Source organism: Acidovorax sp. Root219 (genome assembly GCF_001428665.1).
Classification (GTDB): domain Bacteria; phylum Pseudomonadota; class Gammaproteobacteria; order Burkholderiales; family Burkholderiaceae_C; genus Acidovorax.
The window spans coordinates 63,488-79,067 of the sequence record NZ_LMIJ01000019.1 but is presented as its reverse complement, the minus strand read 5'-3'; the positions used below and the strand labels follow the sequence as shown (position 1 = coordinate 79,067).

At 68.9% G+C, this 15,580-nt stretch carries 13 protein-coding genes; 8 read left to right on the top strand and 5 right to left on the bottom strand.

The genetic code is table 11. The features are described from left to right. Window positions 1-69: 69 nt before the first annotated feature. Entirely contained in the window at window positions 70-1,821 is a 1,752-nt protein-coding gene (locus ASE28_RS19795; RefSeq protein ID WP_057268200.1) for a methyl-accepting chemotaxis protein, read from the top strand. A gap of 40 nt (window positions 1,822-1,861) precedes the next feature. Here ASE28_RS19795 and ASE28_RS19790 read toward each other — a convergent pair whose 3' ends face one another. Next, window positions 1,862-2,320 (bottom strand): RidA family protein, encoded by a 459-nt coding sequence (locus tag ASE28_RS19790; RefSeq protein ID WP_057202291.1) that lies wholly within the window; start codon window positions 2,318-2,320, stop codon window positions 1,862-1,864. Window positions 2,321-2,467: 147 nt separating this feature from the next. On the opposite strand from ASE28_RS19790, the gene ASE28_RS19785 reads away from it, so the two are divergent. The 3 genes from ASE28_RS19785 to ASE28_RS19775 all read left to right on the top strand — a co-directional run bounded on the left by ASE28_RS19785 (window position 2,468) and on the right by ASE28_RS19775 (window position 7,544). Next, the gene (locus tag ASE28_RS19785; RefSeq protein WP_082608168.1) at window positions 2,468-5,035 is read left to right on the top strand and encodes a DNA internalization-related competence protein ComEC/Rec2; all 2,568 of its coding nucleotides are present in this window, start codon (window positions 2,468-2,470) and stop codon (window positions 5,033-5,035) included. Between the two features lie 92 nt (window positions 5,036-5,127). Beyond that, a complete protein-coding gene (locus tag ASE28_RS19780; RefSeq protein ID WP_007854621.1) occupies window positions 5,128-6,585 on the top strand; it encodes a circularly permuted type 2 ATP-grasp protein in 1,458 nt (485 codons plus the stop codon). Next, on the top strand, window positions 6,585-7,544 hold the full coding sequence (locus ASE28_RS19775) for an alpha-E domain-containing protein (RefSeq protein WP_057202295.1): 960 nt from the start codon (window positions 6,585-6,587) through the stop codon (window positions 7,542-7,544). The genes ASE28_RS19780 and ASE28_RS19775 overlap by 1 nt, the downstream gene beginning before the upstream one ends. Window positions 7,545-7,586: 42 nt before the next feature. Here the strand turns inward: ASE28_RS19775 and ASE28_RS19770 are convergent, their stop codons facing one another. Beyond that, window positions 7,587-8,519 carry a LysR family transcriptional regulator gene (locus ASE28_RS19770; RefSeq protein ID WP_057268156.1) on the bottom strand — a complete coding sequence of 311 codons (933 nt, stop codon included), beginning with the start codon at window positions 8,517-8,519 and terminating at the stop codon, window positions 7,587-7,589. A gap of 82 nt (window positions 8,520-8,601) precedes the next feature. Between ASE28_RS19770 and ASE28_RS19765 the strand changes: the two genes are divergently transcribed. Further along, a complete protein-coding gene (locus ASE28_RS19765) occupies window positions 8,602-9,525 on the top strand; it encodes a carbon-nitrogen hydrolase family protein (RefSeq protein ID WP_057268155.1) in 924 nt (307 codons plus the stop codon). Here ASE28_RS19765 and ASE28_RS19760 read toward each other — a convergent pair. After that, on the bottom strand, window positions 9,522-10,853 hold the full coding sequence (locus ASE28_RS19760; RefSeq protein WP_057268154.1) for a PLP-dependent aminotransferase family protein: 1,332 nt from the start codon (window positions 10,851-10,853) through the stop codon (window positions 9,522-9,524). The genes ASE28_RS19765 and ASE28_RS19760 overlap by 4 nt on opposite strands. Window positions 10,854-10,942: 89 nt before the next feature. Here ASE28_RS19760 and ASE28_RS19755 point away from each other — a divergent pair, with 89 nt between their 5' ends. Next, entirely contained in the window at window positions 10,943-11,560 is a 618-nt protein-coding gene (locus ASE28_RS19755; RefSeq protein WP_057268153.1) for a DJ-1/PfpI family protein, read from the top strand. Window positions 11,561-11,562: 2 nt separating this feature from the next. Here the strand turns inward: ASE28_RS19755 and ASE28_RS19750 are convergent, their stop codons facing one another. Then, entirely contained in the window at window positions 11,563-11,865 is a 303-nt protein-coding gene (locus tag ASE28_RS19750; RefSeq protein WP_057268152.1) for a VF530 family DNA-binding protein, read from the bottom strand. A gap of 45 nt (window positions 11,866-11,910) precedes the next feature. Further along, window positions 11,911-12,828 carry a LysR family transcriptional regulator gene (locus tag ASE28_RS19745; protein WP_057268151.1) on the bottom strand — a complete coding sequence of 306 codons (918 nt, stop codon included), beginning with the start codon at window positions 12,826-12,828 and terminating at the stop codon, window positions 11,911-11,913. Between the two features lie 173 nt (window positions 12,829-13,001). Here ASE28_RS19745 and ASE28_RS19740 point away from each other — a divergent pair, with 173 nt between their 5' ends. Then, a complete protein-coding gene (locus ASE28_RS19740) occupies window positions 13,002-13,883 on the top strand; it encodes an alpha/beta hydrolase (RefSeq protein WP_235516173.1) in 882 nt (293 codons plus the stop codon). Window positions 13,884-14,322: 439 nt separating this feature from the next. Beyond that, complete coding sequence (locus tag ASE28_RS19735) at window positions 14,323-15,564, top strand: efflux RND transporter periplasmic adaptor subunit (RefSeq protein ID WP_157422057.1); 1,242 nt, start codon at window positions 14,323-14,325, stop codon at window positions 15,562-15,564. Window positions 15,565-15,580 lie beyond the last annotated feature (16 nt).

The window sequence follows — 15,580 nt, the reverse complement described above, 5'->3', positions numbered from 1 at the left end:
CCAGGCGCGGGTTTTGCCCCGGTGGTGGCGGGCAGGCCCTGAAAAAATCGACAACGACAGGAGACCATGATGTTCCAACGCATCCGCATTGCCCAGAAACTGTGGCTCGCCGTCATCTTCATTGTGGTCATGCTGGCCGGCGTGGTGGGTTTTTCGGCCTACCGTTCGGCCAAGGTGCAGGCCGAGGCCGATGAAGTTGCCAGTGAAATGCAGACCCGTGTCGGCGCTGCGATCCGCTGGGCCGGCCTCACGGAGACCAATGCGGCCCGCACGCAGGCGCTCATCGTGAGCAGCGATGCGGCGGTGGAGGCCGAATTCAAGGACGTGATCACCGCCACCTCGGCGCAGATCACCGAGGTGCAGAAGTCGCTCGAAGCCATGGCGCTGTCCGACGCGGACAAGGCGCAGATGGCCAAGATCGCCGACGCCCGCAAAACCATGATCGACTTGCGCGGCAAGGCCCGCCAGCTCAAGACCGATGGCAAGGCGGAGGAAGCCGTGACCCTGGTCAAGCAGACCTACAACCCGGCGGTGGCGGCCTACCTCACCACCTTGCGCGACTTTGTGGAGCTGCAGCAAAAGACCGCCCAGACCCGGCTGGCCGAGATGGCGGCCTCGCGTATGCTCACGGTGAAGATCGCCGCCGTGGCAGTGAGCGCCTTGCTGCTGGCCATCATCGCCGGGGCCTACTACCTGATCGGCCATATCCAGCGGCCCCTGGCGCAGGCCAATGACCTCGCGGCCAAGATCGCTGCCGGCGATTTGAGCGAGCAGGGTTCGGTCACGCGCGGCGACGAGTTCGGCGACCTGCTGCGCTCGCAGTATGCGATGAGCGATTCGCTCGGGCGCATGGTGCACCAGGTGCGCCAGAGCACCGACAGCATCGCCATTGCCAGCGCCGAGATCGCCACCGGCAACCACGACCTGTCGGCACGCACCGAGCAGACGTCGAGCAACCTGCAGGAAACGGCGGCGGCGATGGAGCAGTTCACCAGCACCATCGCGCAGAGCGCGACCAGCGCCCGCCAGGCCAGCACCCTGGCCGCCAGCGCCACGGGCGTGGCCGAGCGCGGTGGCTCGGTGGTGACCCAGGTGGTCTCCACCATGGAAGACATCAACCACAGCAGCAAGAAGATCTCGGACATCATCGGCACCATCGATGGCATTGCCTTTCAGACCAACATCCTGGCGCTGAATGCGGCAGTGGAGGCGGCCCGTGCCGGCGAGCAGGGCCGGGGCTTTGCCGTGGTGGCCAGCGAGGTGCGCAGCCTCGCCCAGCGCAGCGCCGAGGCGGCCAAGGAGATCAAGGCGCTGATCAGCGCCTCGGTGGAAAAGGTGGAAACCGGCAGCCGCCTGGTGGCCGATGCAGGCAGCACCATGACCGACATCGTGCGCTCGGTGCAGAGCGTGACCGACATGATCGGCGAGATCACCTCCGCATCGTCCGAGCAGAGCCTGGGCATCAACCAGGTCAACCAGGCGGTGGGCAACCTCGATCAGATGACGCAGCAGAATGCCGCCTTGGTGGAAGAGAGCGCCGCCGCAGCCCAGAGCCTGCGCGAGCAGGCCGAGCACCTGGCGCAGGTGGTCTCGGTGTTCAAGGTCAACGGGGCCGCCTATGGCGGCGTGGCGCCGCCGATGCGTGCGGCGCACAAGCCCGCAGCGCCGGCCAAGCCCGCAGCCGCAGCAAAGTCCACCGCTCCCCGCATCACCCAGGCGGCCAGCAAGCCGGCGACGAAGGCCGCTGCGCCAGCCAAGGCGGCGCCGGCACGCTCACCAGCCCTGGCCCAGGGGGCCGAGGAGGACTGGGAGTCGTTCTGACCAGGTGGTCCTTATCGGTCGGGCCTGGTCGGCAGGTGCTTCAGGCCAGCTCTGCGATCAGCTCGATTTCGACGCAGGCACCCATGGGGATCTGCGCCACACCGAAGGCGCTGCGTGCGTGCACACCCTTGTCGCCGAACACCTGGCCGAACAGCTCGCTCGCGCCATTCGTCACCAGGTGCTGCTCGGTGAAGTCGCCGGTCGAGTTCACCAGGCTCATCACCTTCACGATGCGCTTGATGCGGTTCAGGTCGCCGCCGGTGGCCGCATGCAGCGTGCCCAACAGGTCCACGGCCACGGCGCGTGCGGCGGTCTTGCCTTCTTCGGTGCTGATGTTCTTGCCGAACTGCGCGGCCCATGGCTTGCCGTCCTTGCGCGCAATATGGCCGGAGAGGAACACCAGGTTGCCGGTCTGCACGTAGGGCACGTAGGCGGCCGCAGGCACTGACACCGGTGGCAGGGTGATGTTCAGTTCGGAAAGCTTGTCGTAAACGCTCATGGTCGTTGTCCTTCGGTGGAGGTGGTGGTTGACATTGGCCTGGGGCGGCGCGCGGCGCCGGGCCGGGCCAGGGCAGCACGTGAGTGTTACATACCCGCGCGGCGTGCCTGGCGAAGGCCTGCTGTCTTCGCGGTTTAGCATCTGCGCATGCCGGAGCTGCACGCCACTGTGATAGCTGCAACCGCCACGGGTACTCCGGTGGCGGTTGCGCGCAGCCATGCGCCGGCCCTGTGGCGCCTGCCCGCTTTGCTGGCGGGCAGCCTGGTGGGCGCGGCGCTGCAGCTGCAGCAGCCGGTGCTGTGGCATTGGCACGGCTATGCGCTCGTGCTGGCGTGTGCGGTCGTGCTGTGGGGCTTGTCGGGCCTGCTGGTGCGGTCCGGCGGCGCCCGCCGCTGGCTGTGCCAAGTGCTCGTGGCCTGTGCGGGCGCCGCGTTGCTGTTTGCCACCACCGGCCTGCGCGCCACGGTCTACCTGCAGGGCGCGCTGGACCCGGCGCTGGAGGGGCAGAACATCCGTGTCATCGGCACCATCGCCGCCATGCCCCAGGTCAATGAGGCGGGGGTGCGCCTGCGCCTGGATGTGGAATCGGCCTGGCTGCCCGGTGAGGGTGCGGGGGCCGCACGCAAGCCTGTTCAGCTGCCCGAGCGCATGGACGTTTCCTGGTACGGCGGCTTCTTCTTCGGCGCCACCAGCGCGACCACCACCGTCAGGCCGCTGGAGCCACAGCGCCGGCCCCCGGCCCTGCATGCGGGCGAGCGCTGGGAAATGACCATCCGCCCGCGCGCGCCGCATGGCCTGAGCAACCCGCACGGCTTCGACTACGAGCTCTGGACCTGGGAGCAGGGCGTGCAGGCGACAGGCACGGTGCGAACGGGCCCCAAGGACCTGGCGCCCGTGCGGCTGGCCAGCACCTGGCAGTACCCGGTGGAGCAGGCGCGCCAGTCCGTGCGCGATGCCATCCTGGCGCGGCTGGCCCCGGGGCTGGACCCCGACGACCCTGGCCGCGCACGCATGGCCGGCGTGGTGGCTGCCCTGGTCACGGGCGACCAGCGTGCCATCGACCGGGCCGATTGGGATGTGTTCCGCGCGACCGGCGTGGCGCATCTGATGAGTATTTCTGGGCTCCACATCACGCTCTTCGCCTGGCTCGCGGCGCTGTTGGTGGGTGCCCTGTGGCGCCGCTCGCTGCGCCTGTGCCTGGCGGTGCCGGCGCCCACAGCTGCGCTGGTGGCCGGGGTGCTGCTGGCGGCGGCCTATGCCCTTTTCAGCGGCTGGGGCGTGCCGGCGCAGCGCACGGTGACCATGCTGGCCACGGTGGCCCTGCTGCAGCTCTCGGGCCGCCGCTGGCCCTGGCCCCAGGTGTGGCTGCTGGCCTGCGCGGCCGTGGTCTGGGTGGACCCGTGGGCGCTGTACCAGGCGGGCTTCTGGCTCAGCTTCGTGGCGGTGGCCGTGCTGTTCGCCACCGACACGCGTGCCGTGGGCGGCGCGCGCCCCAAGGGTCGGGCGCGTGTGCTGGCGCTGCTGCGCGAGCAGTGGGTGGTCACGCTGGCACTCACGCCGCTGTCCCTGCTGCTGTTCGGCCAGGTGTCGCTGGTCGGCTTCGTGGCCAACCTGGTGGCGATCCCGTGGGTCACGCTCGTCGTCACGCCGCTGGCGCTGGGCGGGGTGCTCTGCGTGCCCTTGTGGAATCTGGCGCTGTGGAGCCTGCAGCCCCTGTCCGCCCTGTTGCAGTGGCTGGCGACCTGGCCGATGGCGGTGCTGTACCTGCCCGTGGCGCCGCTGTGGGCCGGCGCGGCGGCCCTGGCCGGTGGCGTGCTGCTGGCCATGCGCCTGCCGTGGCGGCTGCGCCTGCTGGCCCTGCCATTGGTGCTGCCGGTGCTGTGGTGGCAGCCCGGTCGGCCCGCGCCGGGCCAGTTTGAGCTGCTGGCCGCCGACATAGGCCAGGGCAATGCCGTGCTGGTGCGCACGGCCAGCCACACCCTGCTGTACGACGCAGGCCCGCGCTTCAGCCTGGAGAGCGACGCCGGCCACCGCGTGCTGGTGCCGCTGCTGCGTGCCCTGGGTGAGCGGGTGGACGTGCTCATGCTCAGCCACCGCGATGCCGACCACACGGGCGGTGCCGCCGCCGTGCTGGCACAGCAGCCCGGTGCTCGGCTCACCGGCTCCATCGAGGCCGGGCACGAGCTGCAGGCCCTGCGCCCCGCCACGCCCTGCCTGGCGGGCCAGCGCTGGGAGTGGGATGGCGTGGCCTTCGAGGTGCTGCACCCCGCGCCCGGGGATGCCGGCGCGGCCGTGCGCGCCAACCACATCAGCTGCGTGCTGCGCATCGTGGCGGCCGGGGAGCAGGCCGCCGTGGCGCTGCTGGCGGGCGACATCGAGACCGGGCAGGAGCAGGCCCTGGTGGCGCGTGGCGTGCCGCTCAAGGCCGATGTGCTGCTGGTGCCGCACCACGGCAGCAAGACCTCGTCCACCGGCGGCTTCCTGGATGCCGTGGCGCCTCGCACCGCTTTGGTGCAGGCCGGCTACCGCAACCGTTTTGGCCATCCGGCGCCCGATGTGCTGGCGCGCTACCAGGAGCGAGGCATCACCGTGGTGGAGTCGGCGCGCTGCGGGGCAGCCACCTGGTCATCGGCCTGGCCCGATGGCGTGGCCTGCCAGCGCGAATCCGGCCAGCGGTATTGGCAGCACAGCATGGTGCCAGCTTTGCCGCGCTGAGTCTTGAGGGCCGGTGATGGCACAGTGCCTTGGTAGGCCGATTCGGGAAACTGGGCGCACAACTTGCTATCCTGCAAGCAGGAGGCCAGTTCATGCAGAAATTTGATGAGATGTACGCCATGCTGCCTTTTGACGGCAGCGACGTGCGAGAACACTACAAGCGCTACGCGCAATGGCTGTCCAGGCAGCCGGTGGACGTGATGCAGGCCCGCCGGGCCGAGGCGGAGATGATCTTCCGCCGCGTGGGGATCACCTTTGCCGTCTATGGCGCCAAGGACGAGGACGGCGCCGGCAACGAGCGCCTCATCCCCTTCGACCTGATACCCCGCATCATCCCCTCGCACGAGTGGGCCAGCATGCAGCAGGGGCTGGTGCAGCGGGTCACGGCGCTCAACCGCTTCATCCACGACGTCTACCACGGGCAGGACATCATCCGCGCCGGCATTGTGCCGGCCGACCTGGTGCTCAACAACGCCCAGTACCGCCCTGAGATGGCGGGTGTGCAGGTGCCACAGAACATCTACGCGCACATTGCCGGCATCGACATCGTGCGCGCCCCCAACGCCCAGGGCGAGGGCGAGTACTACGTGCTCGAGGACAACCTGCGCGTGCCCAGCGGCGTGAGCTACATGCTGGAAAACCGCAAGATGATGATGCGGCTGTTCCCCGACCTGTTCAGCATGCACAAGGTGGCGCCTGTGGCCCACTACCCCGACATGCTGCTCGAAACCCTGCGCGCCAGCGCCCCTGCCACGGCCGACGAGCCCACGGTGGTGGTGCTCACGCCGGGCATGCACAACAGCGCCTACTTCGAGCATGCCTTCCTCGCCCAGCAGATGGGGGTGGAGCTGGTCGAAGGCCAGGACCTGGTGGTCAAGGACCGCTTCGTCTACATGCGCACCACGCGCGGCCTGCAGCGTGTGGACGTGATCTACCGCCGCGTGGACGACGACTTCCTCGACCCGCAGGTGTTCCGCCGCACCTCCACGCTGGGCTGCGCGGGCCTGATGGAGGCCTACCGCGCGGGCAACGTGGGCATCTGCAACGCAGTGGGCACGGGCGTGGCCGACGACAAGTCGGTCTACCCCTATGTGCCCGAGATGATCCGCTTCTACCTGGGCCAGGAGCCCATCCTGAAGAACGTGCCCACCTGGATGTGCCGCAAGCAGGACGACCTGCAGTACGTGCTGGACCACCTGCACGAGCTGGTGGTCAAGGAAGTGCACGGCGCGGGCGGCTACGGCATGCTCATCGGCCCGGCCGCCACCAAGGCCGAGATCGAGGACTTTCGCCGTGCGCTGCTGGCCAATCCGGCCGGCTACATCGGCCAGCCCACGCTCAGCCTGTCGAGCTGCCCCACCTATGTGGAAAGCGGCATCGCCCCTCGCCACATCGACCTGCGCCCCTTCGTGCTCAGCGGGCGCGAGGTGCAGATGGTCGCCGGCGGCCTGACCCGCGTGGCCCTGCAGGAGGGCTCGCTGGTCGTCAACTCATCACAAGGCGGGGGCACCAAGGACACCTGGGTTCTCGGAGAAGGAGGGACCCCATAATGCTCAGCCGTACCGCCGACCACCTGTTCTGGATGTCCCGCTACACCGAGCGGGCAGAGAACACCGCCCGCATGTTGAATGTGAGCTACGAGACCTCGCTCTTGCCCCAGTCTGCTGCCGTGGCGCAGGAGGGCTGGGAGGGCCTCTTGTCCATCAGCGAGCTGATCCCTGCCTACACCGCCAAGCATGGCGAAGTGACGCCCGAGCGCGTGCTGCACTTCATGGTGCGCGATGGCGAGAACCCCTCGTCCATCGTCTCCTGCCTGCGCGCTGCGCGCGAGAACGCGCGTGCCGTGCGCGGCGCGCTGACCACCGAGATCTGGGAAACCCAGAACCAGACCTGGCTGGAGCTGCAGCGCCTGCTCAAGGGCGATGCCTACGAGCGTGATCCGGGCCAGTTCTTCGAATGGGTCAAGTACCGCTCGCACCTGTCGCGCGGCGTGACGCTGGGCACCATGCTGCAGGACGAGGCCTTCCACTTCCTGCGCATGGGCACCTTCCTCGAGCGCTCGGACAACACCGCGCGCCTGCTGGACGTGAAGTTCCATGCGGTGAAGAAGGACTTCTTCGGCCGCGCCAGCGAGCGCAACCAGGAGAACGACTTCTACCACTGGAGCGCCATCCTGCGCAGCGTCTCGGCCTTCGAGGTCTACCGCAAGGTCTACCGCGACGTGATCACGCCGGGCCGCGTGGCGGACCTGCTGATCCTGCGCCGCGACATGCCGCGCTCGCTGCACGCCAGCATGCGCGAGGTGGTGGACAACCTGGCCGTGCTGGCCAACGACCATTCGTCCGAGACCCAGCGCCGCGCCGGCCGCCTGCTGGCCGACCTGCAGTACGGCCGCATCGACGAGATCCTGTCGACCGGGTTGCACGCCTTCCTCACGCAGTTCCTGGACCGCGTGAACGACCTGGGTGGCGGCATCAGCCGCAACTTTCTGGTCGCCAACGGGGACTGAGGCCCTGGCCCCGCATCTGCCGCACGGCGGATGCGGGTGCCGTCATTCTGCCGAGGGTGTGGGCATGCGCCCCCATTGCCCGGCCACCACCGACCGCACCTGTGCCACGGCCGAGTCGCGCAGCCCATCGGTGCGCCAGCCCAGCTCCACTGCATGGCGCGGCATTGCCACGGGGCAGGGCAGTACGGTCAGGCCGGCAAGGCGTGCCATCGCATGGGCTGCATGCACGGGCACCGTGGCCACGGCCTGGGTGCCCTTGAGCAGGTAGGGCAGGGCGGCGAAGTGCGTGGTCGATGCCACCACACGCCGCTTGTGGCCCAGGGCGGCCAGCACCTCGTCCACCACGCCGATGAAGCCGCCCGATGAAATGAGGATGTGGTCGCGCGCCACGTAGTCCTCTACCGTCAGGCGCAGCGGCGCCTTGCGCCGGCCGGTGGGTGCGTCGACCACGCAGGCATAGCCGCCTTCTCCAAGCGACTGGTGGCTGAGCCAGCGCGTGGCAAAACCTCCCGCCGTGATGGCCAGGTCGACTTCACGCGCCATCAGCATCTCGGCCACGATGTGGCTGTGTGTCTGGCGAAAGGCCAGGCGCAGGCCCGGCGCATGCTGCGCCAGCAGCTGCACCAGCCACGGACCCATGGCGATCTCGAAATCGTCCGACAGGCCCAGCACCACCGAGCGGCCCTGGTAGCGCGCTGCGGGCGAGGTGCCCAGGGCCAGGCTCTCGCGGCATTTGTTGAGTGCCTCGCCGATCACGGGCTTGAGCTCCTGCGCGCGCAGCGTGGGCGCCAGGCCCCGCCCCGTGCGCGTGAACAGCGGGTCGCCGTAGACCTTGCGCAGCCGGCCCAGCGCCGCACTCACGGCGGACTGCGTGAGCGACAGGCGCAGTGCGGCGCGGGTGGCGCCACCCTCTTCGTACAGCGCCTCGAACACGCGCAGCACGTTCAGGTCGAACCCGATATCAATCTTGTTCATATCAATCAGCAATGGAGAGGCATTGATTCATCTTAGGGCTTTGGCAACACTGCGCTTGTCTTCCATCCACCGGACCCACACCATGGCTGTTTCCACCGTCGCCGCCCTGCAAATAGGATCGTCCCCCGAGGGCACCGCCCAGACCCTGGCCAACGTGCTCGCCTTCGAGGGCGAGATCAAGGCCGCGGGGGCCCGCCTCGTCGTCATGCCCGAGGCGCTGCTGGGCGGCTACCCCAAGGGCGAGATCTTCGGCACGCGCCTGGGCTACCGCCTGCCCGAGGGGCGCGAGGCCTATGCGCGCTACCACGCCAGCGCCATCGATGTGCCCGGGCCCGAGACCGAAGCCCTGGCCGGCCTGGCGCAGCGCACGGGGGCCACCCTGGTGCTTGGCGTGATCGAGCGCGCAGGCAGCACGCTGTACTGCACGGCACTGTACTTCGACCCCGAAAAGGGCCTGGTGGCCAAGCACCGCAAGCTCATGCCCACGGGCACCGAGCGCCTGATCTGGGGGCAGGGCGACGGCTCCACCCTGCCGGTGGTGGAGTCGGCCGCCGGCCGCGTGGGTGGCGTGATCTGCTGGGAGAACCACATGCCCCTGCTGCGCACTGCGATGTATGCGCAGGGCGTGCAGATCTGGTGCGCGCCCACGGTGGACGAGCGCGATATCTGGCAATGCTCCATGCGCCACATCGCGCACGAAGGGCGCTGCTTTGTCATCAGCGCCTGCCAGGTGCAGCCCTCGCCGCGCGAGCTGGGCGTGGATGCCCCCGGCTGGGACGCTGACCGCCCGCTGATCCGCGGCAACAGCGTCATCGTGGGGCCGCTGGGCGATGTGCTGGCCGGCCCGCTGCAGGGCAAGACGGGCTTGCTCACCGCGCAGATCGACACGGCCGAACTGGTGCGGGCGCGCTACGACTTCGATGTGGTGGGCCACTACGCACGGCCCGATATCTTCAGCCTGCACGTGGACCGGCGCGCACGCCAGACGGTGGCCTTTACCGACTAGGAGGAGTCCTGCTCCACGGCCTGCCGCACCAGCGCCAGGGCGTGGGGCAGGTCCTCCAGCGCCACCGAGCCCAAGGCCACGCGCAGCGCCTGGGGCACGTGGGTCGTGGTGGCAAAGCCTTCGGCAGTGGAGACGGTCACGCCGCGCTGCAGCAGCGTGGCCGCGATGCGGTCGGCACGCTGGTCATCGCCGAGCGGCAGCCAGACGAAGTAGGAGCGCGGGTGGCGCACCATCGGCAGGCCGCGCAGCGCGCTGGTCACCAGGGCCTGGCGCTGCGCAGTGTCGGCGCGCTTTTCGGCCTCCAGCCGGGCCACGGTGCCGTCCTCGATCCAGGCGCAGGCAATCGCCGTGAGCACGCCGGCCGTGTTCCACGAGGTGGCGCGGATGGCGCGCTCCAGCGGTGCGATCAGCGCGGGCGCTGCTGCGACAAAGCCGAAGCGCAGGCCGGTGGCCACGTTTTTGGACAGGCTGGACACGTACACCGTGCGCTCCGGCGCGAGCGCGGCGATGGGCACCAGCGCGTCGACTGCCAGGTAGGCGTAGGGTGCGTCCTCGATCACCAGCAGGTCGTGCTGGCGGGCGATCATGGCCAGCCGCCCCCGTGCGCGCGCTGGCATCACGCAGCCCAGCGGGTTGTGCAAGGTGGGCATGGTGTAGATGGCGCGCACGGGCCGTGCGTGGCACAGGCGCTGCAGGGCATCGAGGTCGGTGCCTTCGGAGCCCACGGGCACGGGGGCCAGGTCCAGCCGCAGGCGCTCGGCCAGCACGCGAAAGCCGGGGTAGGTGAGGGCGTCCACGGCCACGACGTCGCCGGGGTTGAGCAGGCCCAGCGCCGCAATGGCCATGCCGTGCTGCGCGCCGTTGACGATGAGCACCTGCTCGCCGCTGACCTTGAGCAGCCTCGACTCCAGGTGCCGCGCCACGATAGCGCGCTCGTGCAGGCGCCCGCCATAGGGCTGGTAGTGCAGCAGCGACTCCAGGTCGCCCGAGGCCGCGAGCTGGCGCAGCGCCTCGCGCAACTGCTCGGTCTGCCCGGGCACGCTGGGGTTGTTGAACGACAGGTCGATGGAGCTGGCCTGCGGCGCAGTGAGGTCGGCCCCCGGCCGCGGGTACGAGGGGTCGCGCACGAAGGTGCCGCGCCCGGTTTCGCCCACCACCAGGCCGATGGCCTCCAGCTCCGCGTACACCCGGCTGGCCGTGCCCAGCGCGAGGCCGTGCCTGGTGGCCAGTTCTCGGTGCGTGGGCAGCCGGGTGGCAGGCCGCAGCCGGCCGGCGCGGATGTCGGCCGCGAGCGCATCGACCACCTGCTTGTACCGAACCACACCCATGGCATCCCAATGTATCTATGACAATTTTTTGATTGTACTAAGTGCTTTGCCTACGATGGCGGCTCCATCCCCCTCCAACGGAACCCCCCATGCGCATTGCCCTGCTCGCCTTTGACGGCTTCAATGAACTCGACTCCCTGATCGCCCTGGGCATCCTCAACCGGGTCAAGCGCCCCGGCTGGGAGGTGGCGCTGGTCTGCCCCGAGGCCCGCGTGCGCTCCATGAACGGCATCGTGGTCGAGCCGCACCATGCCTCGCTGGCCTGGGCGCAGGGCGCCGATGCGGTACTGGTCGGCAGCGGCATCCAAACCCGCGAGGTGGTGGAAGACGCGGCGCTGATGGGAGAGATGCAGTTCGACCCCAGCCGCCAACTGCTGGGCGCCCAGTGTTCGGGCGCGCTGGTGCTGGCAAAACTCGGGCTGCTCGATGGCGTACCCGCCTGCACCGACCTGACCACCAAGCCCTGGGTGCAGGCGGCGGGCGTTACGGTGCTCGACCAGCCACTGTTTGCCAGGGGCAACGTCGCCACGGCCGGGGGCTGCCTGGCATCGTCGTACCTGGCCGGCTGGGTGATTGCCCGCCTGGCGGGCGTGGACGAGGCGGCGGCTGCCCTGCATTACTTCGCCCCGGTGGGCGAGAAGGAAGAGTACGTGGCCCGCGCCATGGGCCATATCGAACGCTATCTGCCGGTGGCAGAGCCGGCCTGACCTTATTCCTTGGTATTGCGCCGGTAGTCGCGCAGCATGTACAGGTACAGGCTTTCGACCTTCTCGCGCGCCCAGGGCGTCTTGCGCAGGAACTTGAGGCTCGAGGCCACGCTGGGGTCGCTCTGGAAGCAGCGCACAGGGATGCGCTGCCCCAGTTCGTCCCAGCCGAAGTAATCGACCAGGGCCGTCACCATGGCCTCCAGCGTCACGCCGTGCAGCGGGTTGCGCGGCTGGGCGGGTTTGTCGGGCGTGGCTTCTGGCGGGGTCCCTGGTTCGGGCGTCGGGGTGTCGGGGGCGTCGCTCATGTCCCAAGCATACCTTGGGGGATGGCGCGCAGCGGCTCCGGGGAGTCAGGTCGTGCGCTGCAGGTGGGAGTTGCGTTGGACCAATTCGGCCGTCCAGTCCACGAAGGCACGCACCTTGGCGCTCAGGTGGCGGTTGGGCGGGTAGACCACGTAGATCGGCAGGAGCGCCTGCGTCCATTCGGGCAGCAGGCGCACCAGCGTGCCGTTCTCGAAGTGGCGCGTGGCCTGGAAGCTGGTGATCTGCCCGATGCCCAGGCCCGACACCACCGCCGTCACATAGGCATTGGTCTCGTTCACGCTGACCTGGTAGGGGCCGGTGATGTCCACGGACTCCTCGCCCTTGCGGAACTCCAGCGGGTAGTGGCGCCCGCTCTGGGGCGAGAAATAGACCACGATGGAGTGTTTCTCCTCGATCTCCAGCGGGTGCGTGGGCGTGCCGTGGCGCTCCAGGTACTCGGGCGAGGCCACGGTGATGAATTCCAGGTTGCCAATGCGCCGCGCCACCAGCGACTGGTCGGTCAGCTCGCCCCCGCGGATCACGCAGTCCACGTTGTCGCTGATCAGGTCCACCATGCGGTCGCTCACGCCCAGGTCCACCTGGATGTCGGGGTAGCGCGCATGGAACTCGGCCAGGTTGGGCAGGATGAGCAGTTGTGCCATCGAGGTGCCCACGTCGATGCGCAGGCGTCCGCGCGGGTTGGAGCGGGCGTTGGTCATGCTCGCCTCGATGTCATCGAGGTCGGTGAGCAGGCGAATGGTGCGCTCGTAGTAGGCAGCGCCGTCGGCGGTCACGGTGACGCGGCGCGTGGTGCGGTTGAGCAGCTTCACGCGCAGGCGCTCCTCCAGCGCCTGCACATGCTTGGTGACCGTGGCCTTGGGCAGCGAAAGCGAATCCGCTGCCCTGGTGAACGTGCCGGCCTCCACCACCCGCACGAATATGCGCATGGCCTGTATCTGGTCCATGGGCTCTCCTTGTACTTTGTACTTGCACCCACCAGTGGGTGCAGGGCAATTCTCACACGCGGCCTGCGCTCGATTGTTGAGCTTTTGGAAACAGTGCAGTGGTGTTTGGCCTGTTTATCCGAAAGCGGCAAGGTACTACATTTCATCCATCGTCAATCCAATGGGTCCATGCCATGCAGCCCGATCGTCCGTCCCCCACATCGTCGCCCACCCGTGCCGGAGCCTCCTCCAAGGCCCCTGGCGCCGCAGTGGGCGCCCCCCAGCGCAGCGATGCCACCATTGAGGTGGCCAAGGGCGAAGAGGTGGCGGTGCGCGTCTACGGCCGCAAGCAGCCCGGCAAGCCTTCGCCGCTGGTGGTTCACTTCCACGGCGGCGCGTTCACCACGGGTGACCTGGATACCGGCTGCACCGTGGCCGACCTGCTCGAACGCGCCGGCGCCGTGGTGGTGTCGGTGGCTTACCCGCTCACACCTTTCCCCCAGCCCGTCAACACCGGCTACGGTGTGCTGCAGTGGGCGTTTCGCAACCGCGTCAAGCTCGGCGGCCAGGGCGCGCAGATCTACCTGGCCGGCGAAGAGGCCGGTGGCAACCTGGCCGCAGCCGTCTCGGTGATGGCGCGCGACCAGTCGCACCCGCCGCTGGCCGGGCAGATTTTGCTGTCGCCCATGCTCGACCCCTGTGTCGGCACCGCGTCGGTGCGCGAAGCCACGGGCGATGCCACCGGCTGCAAGTGGACCGAGGGCTGGCGCAACTTCTTGCGCTGCCCGCGCGATGCCGAGCACCCCTATGCTGTGCCTGCCACTGCGCACCGCCTGGCCGGCCTGCCGTCCACGCTGGTGATGGTGGGCGACACCGACCCCATGCACGACGAGGCGCTGGCTTATGCCGCGCGCCTGGAGTCCGCCGGCCTGCTGGTGCGGCGCCATGTGTTTCCCAAAGCCGGTGAGATGCCCGAAGCCCTGGAGTCGGGGCTGCGCGAATGCCCCTGCGCCGAAGGCGCGCTGGTGCAGATCCGGCAGTTTTTCGAGGACACCCGATGTCCGGCCCCCACCTGAGACCCCAGGGTTTGTAGGATGTGGTTGACCTCAACTTAAGTTGAGGTTCGATACTCCCGCCACCCACAACAACCGAGCAAGGTTCACCCCGTAATTTCCGGCCATTGGTGCCGGCGGGGAGAGGCTTTGCCTGTGACTGGCCAAGAGCTGGTGCAAGTGCCGTCTGCGAGCGGTACGGGCCGGCTGTTGCCCGCGCTTTTTGACGATCTGTTTTGCCCATATCAACGACACGGAGGAATTGCCCATGAACACCATCCACCTGCAGGCGGCTGCACCCGGGAGCACTGCCACTGCCGACGCCCAGGCCGCCACCGCACGCCGCCGGTGTTGACCTTGCCACCGTGTCAGTGCCCAGACTTCCTCCGCATCCATTCCACCCGATCTTGAAAACCGCAACGGGGCGTGTTCCACGAGAACTGTCCCGCCACTGAAAGTCACCATGAACTTCCATCTTCCCTTCCCCAAGCGCCCCCTGGGCCTGGCCACGCTGGCCACCGCTGTCACCGCCGTGGTGGCTTCGTCCGTGCTGGTGTTCCAGTCTCCTTCCGCCCAGGCGACTGACGGCGCAGCGCAGCCCCAGGCCGTGCCCGTGTCGGTGGCCGCCGTGCTGCAGCAGGACATCGCCCTGTGGGACGAGTTCTCGGGCCGGCTCGAAGCCGTGCAGCGCGTGGACATCCGCCCGCGCGTCTCGGGCGCAGTGCAGGCCGTGCACTTCCGTGAAGGCTCGCTGGTCAAGCAGGGCGACCTGCTGATCACCGTCGACCCGGCCCCCTATGCCGCCGAGGTGGACCGTGCTGACGCCCAGGTCGCCGCAGCGCAGGCCCGCGTTTCCTACACCCGCAGCGAAATGGAGCGCGCCACGCGCCTGCTGCAGGAAAGCGCCATCGCCCAGCGTGAGCACGACGAACGCCAGAACGCCCAGCGCGAGGCCGATGCCAACCTGCGTGCCGCCCAGGCGGCTCTGCAGGCCGCGCGCCTGAACCTCGGCTACACCCAGGTGCGGGCCCCCGTAGCGGGCCGGGTGGGCCGCATCGAAGTCACCGTGGGCAACCTGGTGGCCTCGGGCGCTGGCGCGCCGGTGCTGACCACGCTGGTCTCGGTGAGCCCGATCTACGCGAGCTTCGACTCCGACGAGCAGATCGTGGTGAAGGCGCTGCAGGACCTCAAGTCCGGCAGCAGCGCGCGCACCCTGATCGAACGCATCCCCGTGCAGATGGGCACCGGCACCTCGGGCGGCACGCCGCACGTGGGCAAGCTGCAGCTCATCGACAACCAGGTCGATGCCAAGAGCGGCACGGTGCGCGTGCGCGCCGTGTTCGACAACGCCGACGGTGAACTCATCCCCGGCCAGTTCGCGCGCATCCGCATGGGCCAGTCGCGCAGCTCGCAGGCCATCCTGATCAACGAGCGCGCCGTGGGCACCGACCAGAGCAAGAAGTTCGTGCTGGTGGTGGGCGAGGGCAACAAGGCCGAGTACCGCGAAATCACGCTGGGCGCGCCCGTCGAAGGTCTGCGCGTGGTCACCTCGGGCCTGAAGGCCGGCGAGACCATCATCGTCAACGGCCTGCAGCGCGTGCGCCCCGGCGCCGTCGTCGCCCCGCAATCCGTCCCCATGACCGCCAAGGCCGAGATCCCTGCAGACCGCAAGGAAGCCCGCGCCGCCAAGTCGCCCGCCGCATGAAGAAGACACACCAGCG